This is a genomic window from Gordonia sp. KTR9 (assembly GCF_000143885.2).
GTDB lineage: Bacteria > Actinomycetota > Actinomycetes > Mycobacteriales > Mycobacteriaceae > Gordonia.
In genome coordinates this window covers 4,458,946-4,485,158 of sequence record NC_018581.1, presented here as the reverse complement: position 1 = coordinate 4,485,158, position 26,213 = coordinate 4,458,946, and the positions used below count along the sequence as shown (strand labels likewise).

General features: G+C 67.4%; 24 protein-coding genes. 16 read left to right on the top strand and 8 right to left on the bottom strand.

Annotated elements, in window-relative coordinates:
* Nucleotides 1-14 precede the first annotated feature (14 nt).
* Nucleotides 15-836: a crotonase/enoyl-CoA hydratase family protein gene (locus KTR9_RS20755; protein WP_010840646.1), complete on the bottom strand. Its 822-nt coding sequence runs from the start codon at nucleotides 834-836 to the stop codon at nucleotides 15-17.
* A 110-nt stretch (nucleotides 837-946) separates the two neighbouring features.
* Here KTR9_RS20755 and KTR9_RS20750 point away from each other — a divergent pair, with 110 nt between their 5' ends.
* Both KTR9_RS20750 and KTR9_RS20745 read left to right on the top strand, forming a co-directional pair.
* Entirely contained in the window at nucleotides 947-2,572 is a 1,626-nt protein-coding gene (locus tag KTR9_RS20750; protein ID WP_010840645.1) for an acyl-CoA synthetase, read from the top strand.
* A gap of 23 nt (nucleotides 2,573-2,595) precedes the next feature.
* Entirely contained in the window at nucleotides 2,596-3,735 is a 1,140-nt protein-coding gene (locus tag KTR9_RS20745) for an NAD(P)H-dependent flavin oxidoreductase (RefSeq protein WP_014927987.1), read from the top strand.
* Between the two features lie 21 nt (nucleotides 3,736-3,756).
* Here KTR9_RS20745 and KTR9_RS20740 read toward each other — a convergent pair whose 3' ends face one another.
* The 5 genes from KTR9_RS20740 to KTR9_RS20715 form a co-directional block, all read right to left on the bottom strand.
* Nucleotides 3,757-4,509, bottom strand: a complete 753-nt coding sequence (locus KTR9_RS20740; RefSeq protein WP_014927986.1) for a YoaK family protein — start codon at nucleotides 4,507-4,509, stop codon at nucleotides 3,757-3,759.
* Between the two features lie 577 nt (nucleotides 4,510-5,086).
* Nucleotides 5,087-5,341 carry a hypothetical protein gene (locus tag KTR9_RS20730; protein WP_014927985.1) on the bottom strand — a complete coding sequence of 85 codons (255 nt, stop codon included), beginning with the start codon at nucleotides 5,339-5,341 and terminating at the stop codon, nucleotides 5,087-5,089.
* Between the two features lie 183 nt (nucleotides 5,342-5,524).
* Nucleotides 5,525-7,054, bottom strand: coding sequence for a long-chain-fatty-acid--CoA ligase (locus tag KTR9_RS20725; protein WP_044507201.1), 1,530 nt, complete (start codon nucleotides 7,052-7,054; stop codon nucleotides 5,525-5,527).
* Nucleotides 7,051-8,175 (bottom strand): acyl-CoA dehydrogenase family protein, encoded by a 1,125-nt coding sequence (locus KTR9_RS20720; protein ID WP_014928757.1) that lies wholly within the window; start codon nucleotides 8,173-8,175, stop codon nucleotides 7,051-7,053. Before KTR9_RS20720 ends, KTR9_RS20725 begins: the two co-directional genes overlap by 4 nt.
* Before the next feature lie 94 nt (nucleotides 8,176-8,269).
* Nucleotides 8,270-9,472 carry an acyl-CoA dehydrogenase family protein gene (locus tag KTR9_RS20715; protein WP_044508158.1) on the bottom strand — a complete coding sequence of 401 codons (1,203 nt, stop codon included), beginning with the start codon at nucleotides 9,470-9,472 and terminating at the stop codon, nucleotides 8,270-8,272.
* Between the two features lie 147 nt (nucleotides 9,473-9,619).
* Between KTR9_RS20715 and KTR9_RS20710 the strand changes: the two genes are divergently transcribed.
* The 14 genes from KTR9_RS20710 (at nucleotide 9,620) to KTR9_RS20645 (ending at nucleotide 25,039) form a co-directional block, all read left to right on the top strand.
* Entirely contained in the window at nucleotides 9,620-9,814 is a 195-nt protein-coding gene (locus tag KTR9_RS20710; protein ID WP_010840635.1) for a ferredoxin, read from the top strand.
* 82 nt (nucleotides 9,815-9,896) lie between these two features.
* Entirely contained in the window at nucleotides 9,897-10,787 is an 891-nt protein-coding gene (locus KTR9_RS20705) for a 3-oxoacyl-ACP reductase (RefSeq protein WP_010840634.1), read from the top strand.
* Nucleotides 10,788-10,850: 63 nt separating this feature from the next.
* Nucleotides 10,851-11,615 carry an MlaE family ABC transporter permease gene (locus tag KTR9_RS20700; RefSeq protein ID WP_010840633.1) on the top strand — a complete coding sequence of 255 codons (765 nt, stop codon included), beginning with the start codon at nucleotides 10,851-10,853 and terminating at the stop codon, nucleotides 11,613-11,615.
* A gap of 3 nt (nucleotides 11,616-11,618) precedes the next feature.
* Complete coding sequence (locus tag KTR9_RS20695; RefSeq protein ID WP_010840632.1) at nucleotides 11,619-12,470, top strand: MlaE family ABC transporter permease; 852 nt, start codon at nucleotides 11,619-11,621, stop codon at nucleotides 12,468-12,470.
* Nucleotides 12,471-12,527: 57 nt separating this feature from the next.
* Nucleotides 12,528-13,649 (top strand): MCE family protein, encoded by a 1,122-nt coding sequence (locus KTR9_RS20690; protein WP_044507199.1) that lies wholly within the window; start codon nucleotides 12,528-12,530, stop codon nucleotides 13,647-13,649.
* Complete coding sequence (locus KTR9_RS20685) at nucleotides 13,642-14,700, top strand: MCE family protein (RefSeq protein ID WP_014928754.1); 1,059 nt, start codon at nucleotides 13,642-13,644, stop codon at nucleotides 14,698-14,700. The genes KTR9_RS20690 and KTR9_RS20685 overlap by 8 nt, the downstream gene beginning before the upstream one ends.
* Nucleotides 14,697-15,917 carry an MCE family protein gene (locus KTR9_RS20680; RefSeq protein WP_014928753.1) on the top strand — a complete coding sequence of 407 codons (1,221 nt, stop codon included), beginning with the start codon at nucleotides 14,697-14,699 and terminating at the stop codon, nucleotides 15,915-15,917. The genes KTR9_RS20685 and KTR9_RS20680 overlap by 4 nt, the downstream gene beginning before the upstream one ends.
* 1 nt (nucleotide 15,918) lies before the next feature.
* Nucleotides 15,919-17,193, top strand: a complete 1,275-nt coding sequence (locus KTR9_RS20675) for an MCE family protein (protein WP_010840628.1) — start codon at nucleotides 15,919-15,921, stop codon at nucleotides 17,191-17,193.
* On the top strand, nucleotides 17,190-18,467 hold the full coding sequence (locus KTR9_RS20670) for an MCE family protein (protein WP_014928752.1): 1,278 nt from the start codon (nucleotides 17,190-17,192) through the stop codon (nucleotides 18,465-18,467). Before KTR9_RS20675 ends, KTR9_RS20670 begins: the two co-directional genes overlap by 4 nt.
* Nucleotides 18,467-19,900 (top strand): MCE family protein, encoded by a 1,434-nt coding sequence (locus KTR9_RS20665; protein WP_014928751.1) that lies wholly within the window; start codon nucleotides 18,467-18,469, stop codon nucleotides 19,898-19,900. Before KTR9_RS20670 ends, KTR9_RS20665 begins: the two co-directional genes overlap by 1 nt.
* On the top strand, nucleotides 19,864-20,808 hold the full coding sequence (locus KTR9_RS20660) for a hypothetical protein (protein WP_014927984.1): 945 nt from the start codon (nucleotides 19,864-19,866) through the stop codon (nucleotides 20,806-20,808). The genes KTR9_RS20665 and KTR9_RS20660 overlap by 37 nt, the downstream gene beginning before the upstream one ends.
* A complete protein-coding gene (locus KTR9_RS20655; protein WP_044507196.1) occupies nucleotides 20,808-21,476 on the top strand; it encodes a hypothetical protein in 669 nt (222 codons plus the stop codon). The genes KTR9_RS20660 and KTR9_RS20655 overlap by 1 nt, the downstream gene beginning before the upstream one ends.
* Before the next feature lie 343 nt (nucleotides 21,477-21,819).
* A complete protein-coding gene (locus tag KTR9_RS20650) occupies nucleotides 21,820-23,937 on the top strand; it encodes a heavy metal translocating P-type ATPase (RefSeq protein ID WP_014927982.1) in 2,118 nt (705 codons plus the stop codon).
* A gap of 136 nt (nucleotides 23,938-24,073) precedes the next feature.
* The gene (locus tag KTR9_RS20645) at nucleotides 24,074-25,039 is read left to right on the top strand and encodes a hypothetical protein (RefSeq protein WP_014927981.1); all 966 of its coding nucleotides are present in this window, start codon (nucleotides 24,074-24,076) and stop codon (nucleotides 25,037-25,039) included.
* On the opposite strand, the gene KTR9_RS20640 is transcribed toward KTR9_RS20645, so the two are convergent.
* Complete coding sequence (locus KTR9_RS20640) at nucleotides 24,996-25,703, bottom strand: FABP family protein (RefSeq protein WP_014927980.1); 708 nt, start codon at nucleotides 25,701-25,703, stop codon at nucleotides 24,996-24,998. The genes KTR9_RS20645 and KTR9_RS20640 overlap by 44 nt on opposite strands.
* Before the next feature lie 201 nt (nucleotides 25,704-25,904).
* Nucleotides 25,905-26,210: a DUF1416 domain-containing protein gene (locus tag KTR9_RS20630; protein ID WP_004022024.1), complete on the bottom strand. Its 306-nt coding sequence runs from the start codon at nucleotides 26,208-26,210 to the stop codon at nucleotides 25,905-25,907.
* Nucleotides 26,211-26,213: the final 3 nt, after the last annotated feature.

Here is a 26,213-nt window from a genome sequence, read left to right as displayed (position 1 = left end):
ACTGCCCGGTGGCGCTACTCCCCGGTGAACTCCGGCGTGCGCTTCTCGGCGAACGCGCGGGGTCCCACCTTGGCGTCCTTCGACTTGAAGACCGAGATGCCGATCTTCGCGTCGATCTCGAAGGCGTCGAGTTCGTGCAGGCCCTCGGTGTCGCGGATCGTCTTGAGGATGCCCTGCACCGCGAGAGGGCCGTTGGCCGCGATCTTCTCGGCGAGTTCGAGCGCCTTGTCCAGGGCGGTTCCGTCGTCGACGACGTGGCCGATGAGGCCGTACTCGAGCGCCTCGCGCGCGGTGATGTGGCGGCCGGTCAGCAGGATGTCGCAGGCCACGGTGTACGGGATCTGCCGGACGAGACGAACCGCGCTCCCGCCCATCGGGTAGAGGCCCCAACGAGCCTCGGAGACACCGAATTTGGCGCTCTCGCCGGCCACCCGGATGTCGGTGCCCTGCAGGATCTCGGTGCCGCCGGCGATCGCCGGCCCCTCCACCGCGGCGATGAGCGGTTTGGTGAGCCGGCGCCCCTTCAGCAGAGCCGGCAACGAGGCCGGATTCCAGGCGCCGGAATCGACCGTGTCGCCGGGGGCGTTCTTGTTCATGCTCTTGAGGTCGGCGCCCGCGCAGAAGTACCCGCCCGCGCCGGTGAGGATGGCCACGCGGATGTCGGGGTCGGCATCGACCTGATCCCACGCCTCGGTCATGATCCGCATCATCTCGGTCGAGAGCGCGTTACGCGCCTCCGGGCGGTTCATCGTCACGATCAGGATGTGCCCGCGCTTCTCGACGAGGCACTCGGGCGCCTTCTCGGTGACGGACTCGGCGGGGGTTGCTGTGGTCATCGCTGCACTCCGGTGTCGCTGGGCTCGGGTGGTGTCACCGTGCTCAGGTGATCGCGGCGGCCGTGTTTTGCCGCTTGCCCAGAACGATAACACGTTCTAATTTTGAAGCCATGGCCTACACGATCGCCGACCTCATCGAGCATGCCGTCGACCTGGTTCCCGAGCGCATCGCGCTCGAGTCCGGTGACCGCACGCGCTCCTACGCCGAACTGGAGGCGCGGTCGAACGCCCTCGCCCACAAGCTGCGGGAACTGGGCGTGCAGCCGGGCGACCGGGTGGGCCTGTACAGCAGGAACACCATCGAGTCGGTCGAGGCGATGGTCGCCATCTTCAAGGCGCGCGCGGTGATGGTCAACGTCAACTACCGCTACGTCGAAGCCGAGCTCGAACACATCTTCACCGACTCGGGGATGAAGGTGCTGATTCACGAACGCAGCTTCGCCACACGCGTCTGCAACACGTTGCCGAAATCGCCCGATCTCGAATACCGCATCGTCATCGAGGACGGGTCCGCCGAAGAGCTGTGCTGTGCGGGCCACAGCGATGCGGTCCGTTTCGAGGAGGCGATCGCGGCGTCGTCGGCCGAACGCGACTTCGAAGAACGCAGCGACGACGACCTGTACATGCTCTACACCGGGGGTACCACCGGGAAGCCGAAGGGCGTGGTGTGGCGGCAGGTGGACGTGTGGCGCGTCCTCGGTGGCGGAATCGACTGGTACACCAGCGAACCCGTGCCCGACGAATGGCATCTCGCCAAGACCGGCGCCGAGGGCGGGCAGCTCGTCCGCTATCCGATCCCGCCGTTCATCCACGGCGGGTCGCAGTGGGCGATCTTCCAGTCCCTGTTCGCCGGCGGAAAAGCGGTGGTGTACCCCGAGTTCAGCGGATCCGCCGCGTGGGACATCGTCGAACGGCACAAGGTCAACGTCGTGTTCATCACCGGAGATGCGATGGGGCGACCCATGATCGAGGCCCTCGAGAACGGCGGCGAGCGCGATCTGTCGAGCGTGCTGTCGATCGCGTCGTCGGCATGTCTCTTCTCGCCGAGTGTCAAAGAGCAGTTCCTCGACCGTTTCCCGAACTCGATCATCATCGACGCGATCGGGTCGTCGGAGACCGGTTTCGGCGGGATGGGCGTGGTCGCCAAGGGCACACCGCACACCGGGGGACCGCGGGTCAAGGCCGACAGCGAGACCCACGTCCTCCGGGAGGACGGCACACCGGTCGAGCCCGGCAGTGGTGAGGTCGGCGTCCTCGCCCGCTCCGGACATGTACCGCTGCGCTACCACAACGATCCGGAGAAGTCGGCCAAGACGTTCAGGGTCTTCGACGGGGTGCGGTACTCGCTGCCCGGCGACAACGCCGTCCTCGAGGCCGACGGGACGATCACCATGCTCGGCCGAGGCTCGGTGTCGATCAACACCGGTGGCGAGAAGGTGTTCCCCGAGGAGGTGGAGGGGGCGCTCAAGGCCCACCCGGACGTGTTCGACACCGTCGTGGTCGGTGTGGCCGATGATCGGTGGGGCCAGCGCGTCGCTGCGGTCATCGCCACCCGGGACGGCGCGCGACCGTCACTCGCGAGTCTCAACGACGTCGTCCGAAAAGAACTCGCGGGCTACAAATGTCCGCGCAGCGTGTGGTTCGTGGACGAGATCAAGCGTTCTCCCGCAGGCAAACCCGACTATCGATGGGGAGCGTCGGTCACCACCGGGCGTCCCGCCGACGAGGCGCAGTAGAGCGCCGGAAGCGAGCTGACATCATGCGTACTGAACTGGCCGAGAAGTTCGGCATCGAGTACCCGATCTTCGGATTCACCCCCAGCCAGGATGTGGCGGCGGCGATCAGTCGCGCCGGTGGGCTCGGGGTGCTGGGTTGTGTCCGCTTCAACGAGGCCGACGAGCTCGACGAGGTCCTGGAGTGGATCCACGAGAACACCGACGGCAAGCCGTTCGGCGTCGACGTGGTGATGCCCGCCAAGATCCCCACCGAGGGTTCCAAGGTCGACCTCGGTTCCATGATCCCGCCGGAGCACCGCGCATTCGTCGAACGCACGCTGGACGATCTGGGTGTGCCGCCCCTTCCCGGTGGTGATCGGGTCGACGCCGGTGTGCTCGGCTGGCTGCACTCGGTCGCGCGGTCCCACGTCGACATCTCGATGGAGCATCGTCGTAAGTACGGGCAGATCAAGCTGATCGCCAACGCGCTGGGGTCCCCGCCGCCCGACGTCATCCAGACCGCGCACGACAACGGGGTGCTGGTGGCCGCACTGGCCGGCGCGAAAGACCATGCGTTGCACCACGTCGAGGCCGGCGTGGACATCGTCATCGCGCAGGGTTACGAAGGTGGCGGGCACACCGGCGAGGTCACCTCGATGATCCTGTGGCCCGAACTCGTGGACGCGGTCGGCGACACCGCACCGGTTCTCGCGGCCGGTGGCGTCGGTAGTGGCCGCCAGATCGCCGCGGCCATCGCGCTCGGCGCCCAGGGGGTGTGGATGGGGACGTACTGGCTGACGGCCGCGGAGTACAAGCTCGGCGTGCCCGAGGGCTCCGACAAGCCGTCCACCGTCCAACAGGCACTGCTCAAGGCGACGTCGCGCGACACCGTGCGTCGGCGAATCTACTCGGGAAAGCCTGCGCGACTGTTGAAGACGGCCTGGACCGATGCGTGGGACGCCGACAACGCGCCCGAGCCCCTGCCGATGCCGCTGCAGAATCTCCTCGTCGCCGAGGCGCATGCGCGTATCTCGGCGGCCGACAATCCCGATGTCGTCGCGATGCCGGCCGGTCAGATCGTCGGGCGGTGCAACGCGATCACACCGGTCGCCGACCTCATCGCCGACCTCGTGAGCGAGTACGACGAGGCCGTCGGACGGATGAACAAGACGCTGGGCGGCTGAGGGGCTGAGCGCAACGTCATGTCAGCGGACATCGGCACGCAAGAATTTCGGATGATCCAGGCGCCACGTGATCGCCGCCGCGACAACCGCGACCACGGCCAAGGTCAGCAGCGAGTTCCGTTCGTCGAAGGCGTTGAACAGGAGGCCGCCGAATCCTGCGCCGGCCAGGAATCCCGCGTAGGTACTCAGGTGAGCGACCCATCCCCGTCGTTTGACGCCGGCCACGTGTAACCCGGCACCCTGGCCGATTTTCACCAACGTGCCGGTCACATAAGACAAGGGCATGACGACCTCGCCCTTGCGGCTGATCGAGGTGTTGAGTGCGCCGAGACCGAAGGCCAGGCAGAGGACAGGGCCGGCGCCGAATTCGCGATTGCCGTTCTCCAGGCCGATGTCGATGAGCCATGCCGCGATCGTCGAACCCGCGGTCAGCATCGTCGCCCCGTGCCGAGCCTTGCGCCATATATACATTCGCGCCAAGGTGGCCACGAATACGCCGAGAACGAAGACGATCACGGTGACCAGAGCTGTGAAACCGAGACGATGCGCCCCCTTGATGTGCTCGAGCACCAGCCGTTCGCTGTTGCCCGTCATGAAGGTCACGTACCAGCCGGAGGAGTACAGCCACGCCGCGGCGCCGGTGGCGCCCGCCAACGCGGCGAGGACGGCTGCGAGAACCATCTCCCGCCCGTCGTAGAACGGGCCCAACAGCTGTTTTCGGGTTGATTCGCCGCGGGAGTCGGCAGTGGATGCGGCGCGTTCGACAACGGTCATCGGTTGGGCTCCAGTCCTGCCAGTAGGGCTGTGGTCGCGATAGGCCTTCGAACGGGAATGTGTAACTCGGCAGCACCGGCGGTCGGTCCCGTCGGGGACGCCCGAATTCGGCAGTTCCCAACTCCCAGAGCACCCGAAGTCGGCCGTCAGCGCCACGTGAGTCCAACCACATGCCGGTCCAACCGGGCAATACGTCACCAATCGAGGTGTCGGCGGAACCCCCGCATCGGAACGACCGTTGCGGCGAGCGATGGTGACCGGTGCGACGGTCGAACTATGGCGAGGTGTACTCGCCCCACAGGTCGTCGACGACGTCGGCGACGTCAGGCGGGAGACAGCTCGCGTCCGGACACGGGCCCGGGGGCATGGGGGTCGGTGCGATCAGCGCACGCGGGTCGACGGGGTTGACGTAACCGAACGGTGGCACGGGACTCGCTGTCGGCGACCGACCCCGCGGGCAGCCCGAACATCTTGCACCCGACCACCGCCGCGGACCTGTTCGTGACGGTCACGGTGACGGAGTTCCCCGACGCCGACGGCGTGATCGTCACATCGCCGGGTGGGTCAGGACCTCCTGTCAGAGGTTCGTCAGCAGGAACGCGGCGAAACCCGCTACGAACACGATGATGCCGACCACAACCCCGGTCCCCGTCTGTCTCGCCGGGCCAGGGAAGAGCATGCACAGAGCACCTCCGAGCAGGGCGAGCAGCGCGAGCATCACACCGAGACCCCAGAGGAGTGCGTACGCAACGAACGACAGGGCCACCGCAGCAATCGCGACAAACGGTGTGCGACGACCGAAATAGCGTGGATCCACGGTCAGATCTGCCATCGTCTCCCCCCGAGAGTGTGCGTAGAAGCTAGCACGGTCGGCGCGTACCGGACTGCGCGCTGTCAACGTAGTGCGTGACGACCGCGAGCAGAGAACGACATCCACAAGCAAGCGTCGAAAATCCGTATGACGTTGTGCCCGGATTCCGGGCACAACGTCATACGGATCGCGGGGGTCGAGGCTCTACGTCGCGGCGCGGTAGGTCCCGCCGTCACGCCGCCACGTGGGCGGGGTCGTGTCGGAGGCCAGCAGGCGCTTGACGGTCTTGAAGGTCGCCGTCTCCGGGAGTTCGGCGACGATCCGCACCCGGTGCGGCCACTGTTTCGGCCCGAGATCGTCCTGGGCGGAGAGGAACTCGGAGAGATCGTCGGCGGTGAGTCCGTCGGCGACGAGGACCGCCTCGATCTCGTCGCCGATCTCCACAGGCACGCCGTGCACGGCGGCCTGCCGGATGTCCGGATGCCGCAGCAGGATTCGCTCGATGGGTCCGGTGCCCATGTTCTCACCGTCGACGCGCAACCAGTCGCCGAGGCGCCCGGCGAAGTGCAGATAACCCTCGTCGTCGACCCAGGCGAGGTCGCCGGTGTGATAGATCCCGCCGCGCAGGCGTTCGGCGGTGGCGCCGGGGTCGTTGTGGTAGCCGGCGAAGAGTCCGGGCCCCGAGAGGTTCACGATCTCACCGACCACCCCGGCCGGAACGGGCTCACCGGTCTCGACGTCGACGACCGCCGTAGGTGCACGCAGCGGGCCCAGGGCATCGTCGGGTGTGTCTGGGGTCCGGGTGATGGCCACCCCGCCCTCGGTGGACCCGAAACCGTCGACGACGCGGCAGCCGAAGCGCTCGGCGAACCGGCGCCGGTCACGGGCCGACGCCTCGTTGCCGTACATGACCCGCAGTGAACTGGTGGCGTCGTCGGGGTGGGGCTCGGTCGCGAGGATGTAGTTCAGCGGTTTGCCGACGTAGTTGGCATACGTCACGCCGTACCGGTGGACGTCCTCGACGAACCCGCGCGCGGAGAAGCTGCGCCGCAACGCGATCGAGGCTCCGCCGGACACCGCGACGCACCACCCGGCGATCATCGCGTTGGAGTGGAACATCGGCATCGAGAGGTAGGCGACGTCATCCGGGCCGAGACCGAAACGTTCGGCGAGCATCGGGCCGCTGGTGGCGAAGGTCCGGTGCGTACATCGCACCGCCTTGGGATCGCCGGTCGTCCCCGAGGTGAAGATCAGCATCATGAGGTCGTCCGGTGCCGGTTCGGCGAGGGGCGCCGGGTCGCTCGCGGTCACCGCGGCCGTCCATTCGGGTGAATCGACGTCGACGACGCGTGCTCCGCCGAGCTCGAGGCCGTCGAGCAGATGCCGGGTGTCCCCGTCGCACAGCACGATCTGGCAGTCGGCGCGGGCGATATCGGCGGCGAGGGCGTTGCCGCGGCGTGTGGTGTTGAGACCGACCAGCACGAATCCGTGGCGTGCCGCCGCGGCGAACAGCGCGCTGAACTCCGGGGTGTTGGCGAGCAGGACGCCCACGTGGCGCGGGCGGTCATCCGACAACCGGCTGCGCAACACCCCGGCTCGCCGTGCCGCGCCGACGAGATGGTCGGCCCACGAACAGAACCCGCCCTCGAACCAGACCCCGCGATCCTCGACCGCGGTCAGTGGCGCGAGTAGATCGGCGACCGTGCGGGCGCGCACCGCGACCGGCTGGTTCACGCCGGCGCGGCGGCCAGTTCGGCTCCGATGACCCGCACCGATGCGGTGGCCGAGCCGAACGCGAACTCGTTGTGCTTGGCGCGCAGGAAGTATCGGTGCACCTGGTGGCTGGTGTCGAGGCCGACGCCACCGTGCACGTGCACGGCCGTGTGCGCCACCCGGTGGCCGGCCTCGGCGGCCCAGAACTTGGCCGTCGCGACCGCGTTCTGCAGCTCCGGCGTGTGGCCGGTCGAGTGGTCGAGCAGCCAGGCCGCCTGCGTCGTCGTGAGTGCCAGCCCCTGCGCATCGATGTACCCGTCGGCGAGCCGCTGGGCCACCGCCTGGAACGACCCGATGGCACGACCGAATTGCTCACGCTCGCGGGCATACTCGGCGGTGAGTTCGAGTCCGCGTTCGACGATGCCGGTCTGTTCGGCGCAACACGCCAAGGTAGCGCGGGCCACGAGTGTCGCGGCCGTGTCGGCGCCGCCGCCGAGAACGGCGTCACCGGACACCGGCGTGCTGTCGAACTCGACCTGAGCCGAGGGGATCAGCCCGGTGGACGGGGTGGGGGTGACGACGACTCCCGGGGCATCGGCGGCCACGACCACCGCCACGACGCCGTCGGGTCCGGATACGGTGACCACGAACATGTCCGCGGCCTCGGCATAAGGAACGTCGACCTTGACCCCGGTGAGTGTTCCCTCCGTCGACAACGTGGCGGTGGGGGAGCGCAGGTCGGTGGCCAGGTCTTCCTCCACGGCGACCGTGAGCACCGCGTCACCGGTGGCTGCGGCGGCGAGGACCCGGTCGCGGAGCTGCGCCGAACCCTGGGCGGAGATCACCGGCAGGGCGGCGATCGCGTGGGGACCGAACGGCACGCGGGCCAGTGCCCGGCCGAGTTCGGTGGCCACGAGCGCGTTCTCGACGACGCCGAGATCGCCACCGGCATCACCGACGGTTTCGGAGGACAGCTCGAGGCCGAGGAGTCCGGCACCGCCGAGTTCGCGCCACAGGTCCGCGTCGAGCGCGGCACGCGTGGCCTCCAGGTCGGCGACCCGTTCGGGGGTGCTGATCGACGTCGCGATGTCGCGCGCGAGGCCGCGGACGTCGGCGCCGGATTCGGGAAGCGAGAAATCCATGGTGTGTCTCCATGTTCGGGGTGCGGGGTGGTTTCGATACGCCGCGTGCTCGCTGCGCTCGCTCGTGGCTACTCAACCAGCGGGGCGGGCTCTGTCAGCGACGCTGGTGCGGCAGGCCGAGAGCGAGCATCGCGATGATGTCGCGCTGGATCTCGTTGGTGCCGCCTCCGAAAGTGAGGATGAGTGAGGTGCGCTGGAACCGTTCCAGGCGTCCGTTGAGGTGGGCGCCCGTGCTGCCGGTACGCAGCGTCGCGGCGGGTCCGACGACCTCCATCAGCAGTCGATAGGCCTCGGTGGCGAACTCGGTGCCGTAGACCTTCGTCGCCGAGGCATCGGCCGGACTCGGCGATCCGCCGGAGCTGGCGACCGAGGCGATCTTCCAGTTGATCAGCTTGAGGAACTCGACCTTGGCATGCACCCGGGCCAGATTCTGCTGCACCCAGGGGGCGTCGATGACCCGATGACCGTCGCCGGTCTTGGTCTGCTGCGCCCACGCGACCGTCTCGCGCAGCGCGGTCTGGATCGGTGCCGCGCTGCACAGCGCGACCCGCTCGTGATTGAGCTGGTTGGTGACCAGCGGCCACCCGCCACCCTCTTCGCCGACGATCGACGACGTGGGCACGCGGACGTCCTGGTAGTAGGTCGCGCTGGTGTCGACCCCCGACATGGTGTGGACCGGCGTGTAACTGAAGCCCTCGGCGGTGGTGGGCACGATGAGCATGGAGATGCCCTTGTGCTTCTTGCCGCCGGGTTCCAGCGTCGACGGATCGGTGCGGCAGGCGAGCCAGATGTAGTCGGCGTAGGCGACCAGGCTCGTCCACATCTTCTGACCGTTGATGACGTAGTCGTCGCCATCGCGCACCGCGGTGGTCCGAAGGGCCGCGAGATCGGTGCCGGCGCCCGGTTCGGAGTACCCGATCGAGAAGTGCAGCTTGCCGGCCGCGATCCGCGGCAGGAAGTACGCCTTCTGTTCGGCGGAGCCGTAGTTCATGATCGTCGGCGCCACCGAGTTGATCGTGAGGAACGGAACGGGCGCACCCGCGATCGCTGCCTCGTCGGTGAAGATCAGCTGGTCCATCATCGACCGGTTCTGACCGCCGAACTCGGTGGGCCAGCCCAGGGCGAGCCAGCCGTCGGCACCCATCTGGGCGACGACGTCGCGGTAGGCGTCGCCCTCGCCGAGTTCGCCGTCGCCGCCGGACAGGACGGCACGACGATCCTCGGTCATGAGGCCGGAGAAGTAGTCGCGGAGTTCCCTACGGAGCTCGGCTTGTTGGTCGGTATAGGCGATGCGCATCGACACTCCAAGGGGTGGATCGGCTAGCGTCCGGTCCCGGCTTATGGTCAAGTTGACAGTCGAAGTACTCGTGCACTTCTGAAACACGTTCTAACCTGTTCTCACAGCCCAGTCAACAGGCGACCCATCGACGAGGAGACGGTTCCGATGCGTATCAAGGCAGATTTCGACCTGTGTGAGTCCAACGCCATCTGTGTCGGGATGGCGCCGGACTTCTTCGACCTGGATGACAACGACTACCTGGTCATTCTCCAAGAGGACATCCCCGCCGACCGCGTCGAGGAACTGCGTCAGGTCGCCGCCAACTGTCCGAAGTCGGCGCTGGCCGTCGTGGAGGACTGATCCGGGCGAAAATGCGGTTCGGTTCCATCCGTTCGTGAATCATGCTAGAACAGGTTCTAGTTTTAGCTCAGGAGGATGTCGGGTGGGTTACTCGTTGGACGGTCGCGTCGCGGTCGTCACCGGTGCAGGTGCAGGACTCGGTCGCGCGGAGGCCATCGGATTGGCCGCCGAGGGGGCCGCGGTCGTCGTGAACGACCTCCCCGCGGCGCTCGAGCAGAGCGACGTGATCGACACGATCACCGCAGCGGGTGGCCGCGCGGTCGCGGTGCCCGGCGACATCGGCGAATCGGCCACGGCCACCGCGATCCTCGCGACGGCGACCGAACAACTCGGCTCGCTCGACATCGTCCTCAACAACGCGGGCGTCGTGCGCGACAAGATGCTGTTCAACATGACCGACGACGAGTGGGATCTGGTGATCCGCGTCCATCTGCGCGGTCACTTCCTGCTCACCCGAAACGCCGCGTCGCACTGGCGCGCGGAGTCGAAGAAGGCGGGCGGTCCGGTCTACGGCCGGATCATCAACACCGCGTCGGAGGCCGGCCTGCTCGGTCCCGAGGGGCAGGCCAACTACGGTGCGGCGAAGGCGGGTATCACCGCGCTCACGCTGTCGGCGTCGCGCGCCCTCAAACGATACGGCGTGCGCGCCAACGCGATCTGCCCGCGGGCGCGGACGGCGATGACCGCGTCGGTGTTCGGCGACGCCCCCACCGAGGGCGTGGATCCCCTCGACCCCGAGCACGTCGTGCGGCTGGTGTCCTACCTCGCCGGCCCCGACTCCGATGCGGTCACCGGCCAGGTGTTCGTCGTCTACGGCCCCAAGGTCACCCTGATGGCCGCGCCAACGGTCGACGAGGTCTTCGTCGCCGAGGGCGACGCGTGGTCCGCGGAGGACCTCGCGAAGACCCTGACGGGTCACTTCGCCGACCGCGATCCGGGACGCACATTCTCGGCAAGCGCTCTGGTCAACTGACCAATTCGGGTCAATTGTGCGTGATAGGTTTCGCGATGGTGCGAGGGTGAAGGGGGGCCGGAGGTGCTGAGCAAACTGGCCACACCCTTGAGCGGAATCGGGGATTTCGTCGCGCTCGGGGTCGAGTCGGCGCGCGAGTTGTTCCACCGGCCGTTCCAGTGGCGGGAGACCGTCGAACAGTCCTGGGCGATCGCCCGTGTGTCGATGGTGCCCACCCTCCTCGTCGCCATCCCGTTCACGGTTCTCGTCAGCTTCACGCTGAACATCCTGTTGCGCGAGATCGGCGCTCAGGACCTCTCGGGTGCGGGTGCCGCGCTCGGCACGATCACCCAGATCGGTCCGATCGTCACCGTCCTGATCGTCGCCGGAGCGGGCGCGACCGCGATCTGCGCCGACCTCGGCGCCCGGACCATCCGCGAAGAGATCGACGCCATGAAGGTGCTCGGCATCAACCCGATCCACCGTCTGGTCGTGCCCCGCATCGTGGCCTCCACCGGGGTGGCGCTCCTGCTCAACAGTCTGGTCTGCACGATCGGCATCGGTGGCGGCTTCATCTTCTCCGTCTACCTCCAGGACGTGAACCCCGGTGCCTTCGTGGCCAATCTGACCCTGCTCACCGGCTTCGGCGAGTTGATGATCTCGATGGTCAAGGCCGCGCTGTTCGGCTTGTTCGCCGGGATGGTCGGCTGTTATCAGGGGCTCAACGTCAAGGGTGGCGCGAAGGGCGTCGGCGATGCCGTGAACGAGACCGTCGTGTACTCGTTCATGGCGCTGTTCGTCGTCAACGTCGTCGTCACCGCGGTCGGTCTCAAGGCAACGGCGGGCTGAGCGATGGTACTTCCGTTCACCACCCGGTTCCGGACCGCGCGCGTCGCGGTCAAGAGGGCCGGCGAGGACTGGGACCAGATCGGCGACCAGGCGCTGTTCTACTGGGACAGCGTCGTGTCGATCCCCCGCGCGATCCAGCACTACAAGAAGGAGACGCTGCGGCTCATCGCCGAGATCTCCATGGGCACCGGCGCGCTGGCGATGATCGGCGGCACCGTCGTGGTCGTCGGATTCCTGACGCTGTTCACCGGCGGCACGATCGCGGTCCAGGGTTACAGCTCGCTGGCGAACATCGGCGTCGAGGCACTCACCGGCTTCTTCTCGGCGTTCATCAACGTGCGCATCGCCGTCCCGGTGATCTCCGGCATCGCGCTCGCCGCGACCATCGGTGCCGGTGCGACCGCACAGCTCGGTGCCATGCGGGTCTCGGAAGAGATCGACGCACTGGAGACGATGGCGATCTCCTCCATTCCCTATCTGGTGTCCACGCGCATCATCGCCGGCCTGATCGCGATCATCCCGCTTTACGCGCTGGCATCGCTGGCATCGTTCCTCGCGAGCCGGTCGGCGACGGTCTTCCTGTACGGACAGTCGCCCGGCGTCTACGACCACTACTTCGACACGTTCCTCATACCGTCGGACATCCTCTGGTCGTTCGTGCAGGCGATCTGCATGGCGGTCGCGGTCATGCTGATCCACACCTACTACGGCTACAACGCCTCGGGCGGGCCGGTCGGCGTCGGCGTCGCCGTCGGGAACGCGGTCCGCGCATCGCTCGTTGTTGTGGTCGTGATCACACTCCTGACCTCCCTCGCCATCTATGGCGCCGATGGCAAGTTCAACCTGGCGGGCTGAGTCATGAGCAGGAGACAAGAGCGTTCACGGGTCACCCGCCGAGCGGCGGCAGTCGCCATGGTCGCGGTGCTGCTGGCCCTGATCATCGGGGCGAGCGCGTCATTCCTCGGTGCCTTCAAGGGCACCCAGCAGGTGACCCTCGTCGCGCCTCGTGCCGGGCTGGTGATGAACCCCGACGCCAAGGTGAAACTGCGTGGCGTCGAGGTGGGTCGGGTCGCCGAGATCTCCGAGCGCGGCGGCGACGCGATCCTGACCCTCGACATCGCCGACGGCGACATGGCGAAGATCCCCGCGAACGTGGCGGCCGACATCAAGTCGAACACGATCTTCGGCGCCAAGGCGGTCAACTTCGTGGTCCCCGGAGAACCCGAGGGCACGCTGACCGCGGGAGCCGAGATCCCCGCCGACCGGGTGGTCGTCGAACTGAACACCGTCTACCAGCAGCTCGTCTCGGTGCTCGCCCAACTCCAGCCGGAGAAGCTCAACGCAACTCTCGGCGCGATCAACACGGCTCTGCAGGGGCAGGGCGACGAGATCGGCGACGCCCTCGAGCAACTCACCGCGCTGCTCGGCAAGACCAACCCGCATCTGCCCGCCCTCAACCGGTTGTTCCGGGAAGGCGCGACCGTCACCAACGTGTACGCGGACTCGATGCCCGACCTGCTGCGGACCGTCGACAACTTCACCGTCGTCGGGAACACGTTGGTGGACAACACGTCCAACCTCGACGCGCTGCTCATCAACGCCACCGGGATGGCGAACACCATCGACGGGGTCATCGCGCCGTCCAAGAAGACACTCATCGGTGCGCTGTCGGACCTCGACCCCATCGCCGCGCTGCTGGGTTACAACGCCCCGGGGATCAAGTGCTTCCTCACCGCCAGCGCGATCGCCTCCGAGGTGGCGGCGCCGTTCCTCGGTGAGCGCAACGGCATGCTGATGCTCGACGCCGGTCTGCTGCCGGGCAAGGATCCCTACGCCTACCCCTACGACCTGCCGCGGGTCGGGGTCGAAGGGCCGCCGACGTGCCAGGGCGGGCTCAGCGATCCCTCCTCCGCGGTGCCGGCACCGTTCTACGTCGGCGACAACGCGCCGCAGCCCTATCAGCCCAGGACCAAGCCGAAGGCGAACTCGCAGAAGCTGTTCCAGATCCTGTTCGGAGAACCGCCCCGTGGATAACCGCGCTCGCGCGTTCCGCGCGACCCTGATCAAACTGGGTGCCTTCACCGTGGTGATGGTCCTGGTGTTCGTCGCGCTGGTCGTCGTCTTCAGCCGCTATCGTTCCGGCGCGTCGAACGAGTACAGTGCCGTCTTCACCAGCGCGTCGGCGATGAAGTCGGGCAGCAAGGTCAAGATCGCCGGCGTCGAGGTCGGATCGGTCGGTGACGTCGAACTGAACCGCGACAACGATGCCGTGATCACGTTCAGCGTCGACCAGAAGTATCCGCTCCCGGAGTCGGCCCGCGCGCTGATCCGGTACGAGAACCTCACCGGCGACCGGTATCTCGAGTTGCAGCAGGGGACGGGCAACACGTCGACCTTCCTCGCCGACGGTGCGCAGATCCCGGTCGGCCAGACCGAGCCCGCGCTCGACCTCGACAAGCTCGTCGGCGGCTTCAAACCGCTGTTCCGGACCCTGGACGCCGACGACGCCAACGCGCTCACCAGTTCGCTGATCGCGGTCTTCCAGGGGCAGGGCGGTGCGTTGAACACCTTGCTGGGCAACACCGCGTCGTTCACCGACTCGCTGGCCGACCGCGACCAGTTGATCGGCGACGTGATCAACAACCTCAACACGACCCTCGCCACGCTCGACGGCGACCGGGAAGGCCTGGACACCAGCGTCGACCTCCTGCAGCAACTGGTCACCGGGCTCGCCGAACAGAAGGCCACGGTCGGCAACGCGCTGACGCAGACCTCACGCGTCACCAACGGTCTCGCCGATCTGCTGGCCACCACCCGGCCGACCCTGCAGTCGATGGTCACCAACACCGGACGGGTCTCGGAGGAGTTGCTGGCCGCGGAACCCTTTATCCGCAACCTGATCTCGCGACTTCCCGAGGACTACAAGACGTTGTCGAACCTGGGCTCCTACGGTGCGTGGCTGCAGATCTACTTCTGTCGCATCCGCCTGTTGCTCCCGGCACCCGGGGGGCAGACGATCCTGTACACGTCGAACAACGTGATGGGCAACACCACGACGGCCGGCGGAAGGTGTGACGGCTCATGAGTCTTCCGTTCGGAGGTATGTTCTCGAGTCGCAGATCCGAATCCGACGAGGCCGACGTCGCCCGCGAGGTCAAGCGTGGGCAGCGAAGCCGCGCGCAGGTCGGCGTCATCGGCATCGTCGTGATCGGCCTGGTGGTGATCACCGCGATGCAGATGGACAAGCTGCCCTACATCTCGCCGATCAGCACCTACACCGCCTATTTCGACGACGCGGGCGGACTCACCAAGGGCGACATCGTCACCGTCTCCGGTGTCCAGGTCGGCACGGTCGAGTCGATCGCACTGGCCGGCACCGACGCCGGGACCAAGGTCGAGGTCGGATTCCGCATGGACGACACCGTCGAGATGGGGGCGGACTCCCAGGCCGCGATCCGGACCGAGACCGTGCTCGGCCGACGCAATCTCACCGTCATCCCGCACGGCGGGGACCGGATCAAGCCCGGTGGCTCGATCCCGGTCGGCAACACGATCTCGCCGTATTCGCTGCAAGACGCGCTCGAGGGCGCGACGGACACCGTCGCCGAGACCGACACCGAGCAGCTCAACGAAGCGCTGAACACGCTGACCATCACCTTCTCCGAGACCCCGGATCAGGTGCAGGGAGCGGTCAACGGTGTGGCGCGACTGTCGAAGGCGGTCGCCGACCGCGACAACGAGTTACGGGCGCTGCTGGCCAAGGCCAACCAGGTCAGCAAGATCGTCGGCGACCGCAACGAGCAGATCAACCGCCTGCTCGTCGACGCCAACGCCCTCGTCGGCGAGATCGAGATGCGGCGCTACGCGCTCAACCAGTTGATCAAGGGAATCGGTGACGTCACCGCTCAACTGCGGGGTTTCATCGCCGAGAACAATGCGCAGCTGACGCCCGTCCTGCAGAAGTTCGACCGCGTCGCGACGATCCTCACCGATCAGGAGAAGGAACTGAAGGAGACGATCGACCGGCTGGGGCCGTTCGCCAACACGCTCGGCGAGGCGGTGGCGTCGGGTCCGAACTTCGATTCGCTGGTCGGACTCAACACCTTCGGCGACTACACCGCGGTCTTCCTCAACGCATTGCGCGGCCGGTACCCGCAGCTGTGGCAATCGTTCATGTACACCGCCTTCCCCCTCCTGCCGGATGGCTGGCAGCAGGGACCGCCGGTGGGCAGCGATCCGCCGCGCGGACCCCTGCCGAAGCCGACCTATCCCACGCCCGCGCCGACCACGAGGGGGAGGTGACATGACCGTCGGAAGTATGACCATCGGGCGCAAGGTGCTCTTCGGTGTGCTCGCCGTGGTTCTCGCGATCGCCCTGATCCTCGTGGGCTGGAAGGTGTTCACCAAATCCACGACGAACACCTTCACCGCCTATTTCGGCGGTGTCGCCAGTCTCTACAAGGGCGACCCGGTCCGGGTGCTCGGTGTGAACGTCGGCAGTGTCTCGGCGATCACCCCGCGCGAGAACGACGTGAAAGTCGAACTGCGCGTGGACAAGAGCGTCGACATCCCGCAGGACGCGAAAGCCGTCATCGTCGCACAGAGTCTGGTCTCGGGCCGGTTCGTGCAGCTGACGCCGGTCTACTCGGGCGGGCCGCAGATGTCCGACGGCGCCGACATCCCGATGGATCGCACCGCGGTGCCGATGGAGTGGGACGACATCAAGGCCCAGCTCACCCGGCTCACCGAGGCCATCGGGCCGGAGGGGGCCGATCCGGGTTCGGCGGCCAAGGCGGTCAACGTCTTCGACGAGAACCTCGAGGGCAACGGGGAGGCGATCAACGCTTCGATCCGCGAGGTGTCCGACGTGATCGGCACCCTCGCGGCCGGCAGCGGCGATCTGTTCGCCACCATCCAGAGCCTGCAGAAACTGACCGACGCACTGTCGGGCAGCCACGAACAGCTGGTGCAGTTCAACGGCCGGATCGCCTCGGTCAGTTCGGTTCTCGCGGACAACACGACCGAACTCGATGAGGCGCTGAAAGGCCTCGACGCGGCGATGACCGACGTGCAGACCTTCATCGACACCAACCAGACGGCGCTGTCGTCGTCGGTGGAGCGCCTGGCGGCGAGTACGAAGATCGTGGCGGACAAGGACCAACAGGTGCGCGGCGTGTTGCACTCGGCGCCCAACCAGCTCGCGAACTTCTACAACATCTACAACCCGCTGTCGGGTTCGCTCTCGGGTGTGTTCGGTCTAGGCAACGGCACCAACCTGATCACTCTGCTGTGCGGGTCGATGGAATCGACCAAGCGACCCGGCACCACGATGGCCGACGTCGACAAGTGCGTGGAGATCCTCGCGCCCGTCCTGTCGTCGATCTCGATGAACTACCCACCGTTCCTGACCAATCCGGTGCAGGGCCGCAACGCGACACCGAGCCAGCTCCAATATCAGAACGCGAGCGTTCGCGCGCGTGCGAACGCCGGTGTCACCCGGTTGGACAACGAGACCCGGCGTGACAATCGGGGCAGTCCGCTCGAGGATCTGCTGGTCCCGTTCGGAGGTGACCGATGAGGCCGGCACGCCTGCGCGGCGGGCTGATCGCAGGCGCGGCATCCCTCGCGCTGATCCTGACCGGATGTTCGTTCGACGGCCCCAACTCGCTGCCGGTCCCGGGCGCCGAGGGCACCGGTGGTGGTTCCTACGAGATCACCGCCCTGATCCCGTCGGCTGCCGGACTGGTCAACAACGCGCCGGTCCTCATCGACGACGCGACGGTCGGGAGCATCGGCGACATCGAGGTGGAGGACTGGAACGCGCTGGTCACCATCCGGCTCAACGACGGTGTGATCGTCCCGCGCGGATCGCACGTCATGGTGGGGCTGACGAGTGTGCTGGGTTCGACGCACCTGGAGATCGTGCAACCGTCCGAACCCGAGGGCGGCCGGCTCGAACCGGGCGACCAGATCCCCCTCACCAAGTGCCCGGAGCAATCCAACATCGTGCCGGACCCGTCAGTGCCCGCGGTCCCCGACATCAATGCGGCACAACAGGTGTCGGCATGCACCTATCCCAGTACCGAGCAGGTGCTGAGCTCACTGTCGGTGGTGCTCAACGGTGGTGGCCTGTCGCAGATCGGCGACATCGTGCACGAGATGAGTGAGGTCTTCGGCGGACGCGAGGACCAGATCAAGGAACTCATCCCGCGGCTGAACACACTCGTCGCCGATCTGGATGCGCAGAAGGGCAACATCATCCGGGCCACCGAAGGACTCGACCGGTTGTCGCGCACCATGAACGAGCAGGCCGGCACCATCGAACGCGCGCTCGCCGACAGTCCCCAGATACTGCAGCTGCTCGTCGACCAGCGTCAGCAGTTCCTCGACACGCTCGGCTCGGTCGCGACACTGTCGAAGACCGCCAACGACATCCTCGATGCCAACTCCGAGAACATCGTGACGATCGTGGAGGGCATCGAACCGGCCCTTGATCAGCTCCAGGCCGCCGGTCCCGCGATGACGCAATCGCTGAACATCCTGCTGACCTTCCCGTTCTACGAACCGACGATCCGGACGATCGTCAAGGGTGACTACGTGAACTCGGACCTCGTCCTCGATCTGACCCTCGAACGCCTGAACAAGACGATGTTCGCCAGTCTCGGCGTCACCGGTCCCGAGGGCGTCTTCGGTCGTCCGGCCGGCGCCGCCGCGCGCGGGCTCGACCCGTTCATCGCGCCGCTGCAACCGGGTGGTGAGCGGTTGCCCGACTCGACCGAACCGGTTCCGGCGAACATGATCCCGCGGAGTCCGGCGGTCACACCGGTCCCGGCGGCGGGAGGTGGCCGCTGATGAAGATCACGCGATTCGTCCGGATGCAGCTGATGCTCTTCGCCATCGTGACCGTGGTCGCGATGGTGGTGATGGCGCTGTTCTACATCCGCATCCCGTCGATGTTCGGGGTCGGTAGCTATCAGGTGCAGCTGCTGCTGCCCACCAGCGGTGGCCTGTACCAGAACGCGAACGTCAGCTATCGCGGCGTCTACGTCGGCAAGGTCGACTCGGTGCAGCTGACCGACACCGGTGTCGAGGCGATGCTCACCATCGAGAACGGTGCGGAGATCCCGGCGTCGTCGACCGCGTCGGTGCGCAGCGTGTCCGCGATCGGCGAGCAGTTCGTGGAGTTCACGCCGGACCCCGAGGCCGGTGAGTCCGGAGAATTGCTGCAGGACGGTGCCACGGTCTCGACCGACAAGGTGCCGGTGGAGATCTCCGCGATGCTCGACCAGGCCGACCGGTTGCTCGCCGAGATCGGCGACACTCGGCTGCGCTCGCTCATGGACGAGGCCTTCGTCGCGTTCAACGGCACGGGGGAAGCGCTCCAGCGGCTGCTCGACTCGATGGTCCTGTTCGTCGACGAGGCGAACAAGAACACCGACACGACGATCCAGCTGGTCGAACAGGGTGCGCCGCTGCTGGCCACCCAGTCGCGCACGGCCGACGCCATCCGATCCTGGACGCGGGACGTCACCGCGTTCACCGACCAGCTCCGCGCGAACCGGCCCGAGATCGGCGACATCCTGCGGAAGGGGCCGGCCACCGCGTCGAAGAGCCAGGAACTCTTCGAGTCCCTCGGTGCGTCGTACCCGCTGCTGGTCTCGAATCTGGGGACCATCGCCAAGACGCAGGTGGTGTACCTGCCGAACTGGAAGCAGGTGCTGGTTCTCTATCCGCGACTGGTCAGTTCGCTGATCACGGCGCTGAACACCGGAACCACGCGGTTCGGTCCCAACGTCAACTTCTCGCTGGCCTTCCAGGACCGGCCGCCGTGCAACATCGGCTTCCTGCCGAAGGAGGACTGGCGCTGGCCCTCGGAGCAGACCGCCCGTGAACTGCCGCCGGGCATGCTGTGCCGGGTGCCGCGGAACTCGAACATCGCCGTCCGCGGCGCCCGCAACTACCCGTGCGCGGAGTTCCCGGGACGACGGGCGCCCACCCCGGCTGAGTGTGAAACCGGCTATGTACCCAAGCCGGGCTCGGTCGACCCGTTCCAGAGCGGACTGCCGTTCGGGCTGAAATGGCAGCCGGCCTCCTCCGGTACCGTGACACCGGGCACACCGAAGGACTTCGACGCGGAGCCCGCGGTGTACGCCACGACATACGACCCGGACTCGGGCAACTTCATCGGACCCGACGGGAAGACCTACAACGCCGGGGCCGGCAGCGATGAGCAGGGACAGAGCAGTACATGGCAGACGATGATCAGCGGGACGGTCGCCCCGTGACCCCGGACGGGCCCGGTACCTCATCCCCAGATCGCACCGGCACGGGTGACAGTCGGAATACGAAGCGGCCCGTGCGGTCGGCTCCGATCAGGCGTGGCCGTCCGGCCGGCAAGAAGCCGTCGAAGTCGTCGACGCCGACCGCGCCGGCTCCCGCATCCGACGATCCCGCAGCCACAGGTGGGGACGCCGACAAGCCGTCGCCGGCCACCGGCGATTCCGCGCAGGACACGACGTCGACGGTGTCCCCGCCGGAGTCGAGCCAGCGGACCGAGGCCGAACCACCGATCGCGCCCGACCCGTCCGAGGTCGAGAAGACCGTCAGCTACCGGGAGCGCCGACGAGCCCGGACGGCTGCGGCGTCGTCGAATGCCCGGGCACCGAAGGGCAAGCGCCGCATCCGTTATCGCGGTTCCGGCCGTCGCTCGCCGCGGACGATCGTGGGTGTCGTGGTGGCGCTCGTGGTCATCGTGGTGTGTGCCATCGCGTCGGTGGTGTTCGCGCTCGGTATCGCGCGACAGGACCGGACCGACGACCTGCGTGCCGAGTATTCGGCGTTCGCGTCGCAGGTGCTCGTGAACCTCACCAGCATGAACCCCGACACCGTCGACCAGACGCTGACCTCGGTGCAGGAGGACACCAGCGGCAAGGTCAAGCAGGAGGTGGAGACCAACATCCAGCAGGTCGCGGCACTCGTCCGGGACGGCAAGCTGGAAACACGGTCGCTCATCCTCAGCTCCGCGGTCACCAAGGCCGAACCCGACGAGGGCTCGGTCATCATGGTGTTCGGCTGGCACCAGCGGTCCCTCGACGGCGAGGTGCCGTCGCAGGAGAAGGTCTTCCGCTGGCGGGTCGACATGACACGGATCAACGGCGACCTCAAGATGACCGACTTCGAGTGGGTGGCGTGATGGCGTCGAAGTCGAGGTCCCGATTCACGGTGGGGAAGGGGCGTCTCGGGTTGATCGCGCTCGGTGTCGTGCTGGTCGCCGCGGTCGTGGCGACAGCGTTCCTCGGGTTCCGCTTCACCCAGGGCCGCACCGTCGAGGATGCGCGTGCATCGTCACTCGCGGCGGCTCGTGAGTATGCGACGACGATGTTCGGCTACAACGCCGAGAACGTCACCGAGCACATCGATCAGTCGATGAGTGTGCTCACCGGGCCGGCCAAGCCGGAGTACACGAAACTGATCACCGACAACAACCTCGCCGCCGAGGTGCGCAAGCAGTCGGTGGTGTCCGAGGTGACGATCCAGGACGCGGGCGTGGTGACCAACACGGCCGACACCTCGCAGGTCTTGATCTTCATGAACCAGTCGGTGACCCGCGGCAACAAGGAACTCGTCAGCATCAATCCGTCGCGGCTGACCTTCGACATGAAGCGCGAGGGCGACCGCTGGCTCATCAACGCCATCGAGGTCATCACCGACGACACGTTCCGATCGAAGATCGAGGTCGTCGAGTCGCTGCCCCCCGACGCGAAGCCGGTACCCGCCCCGAGTTCCGCGCCCACAGCGACGCCGTCGGGGACGCCATCGGTGGCCCCCGGCCCCGCCGGAGCGCCGGTGCCCACCCCCTGACCGCGTTAATCCGTTGCGGCGCGCCGCAATCGGGCGTACTTTCGCGGGTACACAAGGAAGGAGGTGGTCTGATAGTGATTTCTCATCGGACATGTGAGGTGACCATCCGCTAGCAGTTGACCGTGTGGCATTCGTGTCGCACCGAGACGGGATCCATCCGTCGGTCGGCGCAAGCGAATACCAGGTGGTCACCCGGCCCCCGCATCCCGACCCGGTCCGGTCGGCGCAGGCCCCTCGTGGGCGATGCGGGGGCCGTTCCATGTCCGGCCGCGTTCGGTGAATACCCGTACGGGGTAGAAGTAGACCTGGCGCAGGTACCCCTGGGGGGTATATCCTCACCCGTATGGACACGCACCACGACCATCCACGCGCAGCGGCCTCGTCGACGACCGGCCACGCGGCGAGCCCTCACACCCCAGCCGGGCGCGGCAACCACGGGGAGCACGACGGGCATGCCGACCACGGTGGGCACGCCGACCACAGCGGGCACGTCGACCGATTCCGGCGACTGTTCTGGATCATGCTGGTCCTGGCGATCCCGACCGTCGCCTTCAATGACATGTTCGCCGGCATCCTCGGTTACGAGCTGCCCGACGCGGAGTGGGTGCGATGGGTGTCGCCGCTGTTCGGCACCGTTGTCTACCTGTGGGGCGGACGTCCGTTCCTCGTCGGTGCGGCAGAGGAGATCCGTACCCGTCGTCCGGGGATGATGCTCCTGATCTCGCTGGCCATCACCGTCGCGTTCGTCGCCTCCTGGGGTTCGACGCTGCACCTGTTCGACCATGAGCTGAACTTCTGGTGGGAGCTGGCCCTGCTCGTGGTGATCATGTTGCTCGGTCACTGGATCGAGATGCGTTCGCTGGCGCGGACGACGTCGGCGCTCGACTCACTCGCCGCGCTCCTTCCGGACGAGGCCGAGAAGATCGTGGGGGACGACATCGTCTCGGTGCCGCCCGACTCCCTGGTCGTCGGCGACGTGGTCGTCGTCCGGCCCGGAGCGTCCGTACCCGCCGACGGCACCATCGTCGACGGCTCCGCGAACATGGACGAGTCGATGGTCACCGGGGAGTCGGCCCCCGTTCGGCGTGGGCTTGGCGACCTCGTCGTCGCCGGCACCGTCGCGACCGACTCCGGAGTGCGGGTCAGTGTGACCGCGACCGGCGACGACACCGCCCTGGCCGGCATCGGACGCCTCGTCGCCGACGCGCAGGCCTCCTCGTCGCGGGCTCAGCGGCTCGCCGACACCGCGGCCGGGTGGCTGTTCTGGTTCGCTCTCGGTGCCGCCGTGCTCACCGCGATCGTCTGGACCGTAGTCGGGTCGCCCGACGACGCCGTCGTCCGCGCCATCACGGTGCTGGTCATCGCGTGCCCGCATGCACTGGGACTGGCGATCCCGCTCGTCGTCGCGATCGCGACCGAGCGAGCTGCGCGCGCCGGGGTCCTGGTCACGGACCGGCTCGCACTCGAGTCGATGCGCAACGTCGACGCCGTGTTGTTCGACAAGACCGGCACCCTGACCAAGGGGGAGCCGACCGTCGTCGAGATCGAACCCGCTCCGGGACACGATCGGCGTCGGGTGCTCAGCCTCGCGGCTGCCGCGGAGGCGGCCAGTGAGCACCCGTTGGCGTCGGCGATCACGCGTGCCGCCCGGGCCGACGGGGTCGACACGCTCGCCGCCCAGGACTTCTCCTCGTCACCCGCGGTGGGGGTGTCCGCGTCCGTCGACGGGCACGAGGTCCGGGTGGGTGGTCCCAACCTGCTCGACGAACGGGGCCTCGACGAGCTGCCCGTCTCGGCGGCGTGGCGTGAGCAGGGTGCGATCATCCTCCACGTGCTCGTCGACGACCGCGTCGCCGGAGCGATCCGGCTCGCCGACGAGGTCCGGCCGGAGTCGCGCGAAGCCGTGGACGAACTCCACGCGCTCGGTGTACAGGTCGTGATGATCACCGGAGACGCTCAGGCCGTCGCCGACGACGTCGCTGGTCGACTGGGCATCGATCGGGTGTACGCCGGGGTCCGGCCCGAGGACAAAGCTGCCATCGTCGGCGAGCTGCAGCAAGAGGGACATCGCGTCGCCATGGTCGGCGACGGGGTCAACGACGCCCCCGCCCTCGCGCAGGCCGACGTCGGAATCGCCATCGGCGCCGGTACCGACGTGGCGATCGGCTCGGCCGGCGTCGTCCTGGCCTCCTCCGATCCGCGATCGGTCCTGTCGGTCATCGAGCTGTCGCGCGCCGGCTACCGGAAGATGCGGCAGAACCTGTGGTGGGCAGCGGGATACAACCTCGTCTCGGTGCCCTTGGCGGCCGGAATCCTGGCACCGGTCGGCTTCGTCCTGCCGATGAGCGTCGGTGCCATCCTGATGTCCGCGTCGACGGTGGTGGTGGCGCTGAACGCCCAGTTGCTGCGACGGCTCGACCTGCGTCCCGGTTCCGTCGGAACCCGCTCCGGGCGCAGGTAGGCCAGGCCGGCGCACCGGCGACGGACGTGGTGATCCGCGTAGCGCAGTACTCGCGAGATTTCGGCACCGAACAGCTGGAATGGTCAGACAGCAGAGTCCACGGCGCCCGTCGAGGCGTCGAGAGGGAGAAGGAGCGATGGTGGCCACATCTGTCGCCGCGGCGGTCGGAGAGTCGAACCGCAACCGGGATGAACCCGGCGTGGGCGAACGCTATTGGACCCCGGGCGATCCGGACTTCGGGACGGCGTCGCCACCCCGTTTCGAGTTCGCCGATCCCCACGCCGCCGGGTTGTTCCACGCGGGGTCGTTCCACGCCGAAGGCACGTCCCACGACATCGGTGACCGCATCACCATCCACAACCGCGGCGTGCGCGATGCCGCCGCGGTGGTTCTGCTCGCCGACGGCACGTCGTATCTCGAACCGTTGACTCCCGGCTCGGAAATCGTTCTGCCGGAATGTGATTCACTCACCTATGTGCAGGCGCCGCGCACCACCGGCGGGCGGCCGGTTCTGTACGGCGCGGTGTGGGTGCGGTCCGGACGGGTGATGCCGGTGACGCTGCCGATTCCCACTCGGCGCGAGTTTCTCGATGCCCGGTATCTCACCCCGTGGAGCGCGGAGTGGAACGGCGGTGTCTCCGGCAGACAGATCCTCGACGCCGCTGCGGCGGGCATCTCGTATCAGTACCGCACGGGCGGCTCGACGTTCGTCGTGCGCAACTCAGGCCGTGACTGGATCGGCGTGGTGCATCGATCCGGGACCGACATCACCTTCGTCGAGTGTCCACCGGGAGAACGCGTCTGCTTCGAACTGTCCCCACGTGCCGCGCGGGCCGAGGTGTTCTCGGTCGTCGGGCGGCGTGTCGGTGGTACGGCCGGGCACGGACCGTACATGTCGCCGTCGGGGACGGTGCATCCCGGCTGGGCGGGACGTCCGGGCGAGGCCACCGCCTACGGGTCGGTCGTCGTCATGCTCGGGGCGCCGGTGTACAGCGCGCTCCCGAAGCGGAATCTGTACATGGCGTTCTCGGATCGGCGACGCGGGGGTTCCGGCCCGATCAGCCGACGTGGCGGCGCAGCTTGGCGGACAGTCGCGGGGTGAGGTCCCCGTCGGCGTCGACGCGTTCCTCGACGTAGGCGAGGTCGCCATCGGCGACGAGGCCGTACAGGCGTTTGGCGCCGCCGGTGCGTCGGCCGGATTCGGCCTTGATGACGACGTCGGTGGCGAGTTCCCAGGTGGTCTGGTTCAGCGGGGTGCCATAGAAGAGCTCGATCGATCCCTCGGCGTGCGCGAGGAGCAACTCGATGGAGTCGTCCTCACCGATCCGCCAGAATCCGGATTCGCGGAGATCGGGCTGTTGATAGGAGGCGTCCTCGTCGATCACCCACGAGCGGGACTCCCAGGCGAGGAAGTTCTGACCGTCGTGCGAGACGACGATCTGCTGTGCGAAGTGGTAATCGGTGTCCGTCTCGGGATCATGCCCTTCACCCTCTCCGCGCCACACACCCACGAGAGGGAGCAGGGCGAGGAGGCCGGGGTGGAGATCGGCACCCAAGCGGAGGTTGGCGGTGTCGGCGGGGAGCGGCAGATCATCCCAGGTGGGGATGTTGCGTTCCCGGCTGCCGGACTCCGCCGCACGGGCTTCGGCCTGACTGATCGCCTCGTCGCCGGACCGGCGGAGTTCGGCGTCGGCGACGAACCCGTCATCGGAGGGCTCCGGATGACCTGGATTGTCCGCGGCCGGACCTCCGGGTGCGGACGTCACGACTCGTCGGTCACCAGGCGGTACAGCGTGTAGACACCGAACCAGGTGATCAGCACAGCGGCCAGGATCAGCAGGATTTCGAAGAAGAGGACCACGAGAGAAATTCTAACCCCGGGCCGGCGGGTGGGCCTCCGCAGGGTCGCAACGAGACAGCCCGGTCACCGCGGATGCGGTGACCGGGCTGTCTGGTCGACATCGGCGTCACTTCGAGACGGTGATGTCCTTCTCGTGGATGCCGGGGCCCTCGGGACTGATCGTCACGTCGCCGTTGCCCACAGCGGACAGGGCGCGAAGCGTCCAGGTGCCGGGGGCGGCGAAGAAGCGGAAGTCACCGGTGGGCGAGGCAACGACCTCGGCGGTGAATTCACCGGTCGAGTCGAGCAGACGGACGAAGGCGCCGGCGACGGGCGAGCCCGAGCCGTCGGTGACCTGTCCGGTCAGGACGACCTCCTTCTCGACGTCGACGCCCGCGGGCAGCTTCTGTCCCTGCTTGGGTGCAGCACACATATC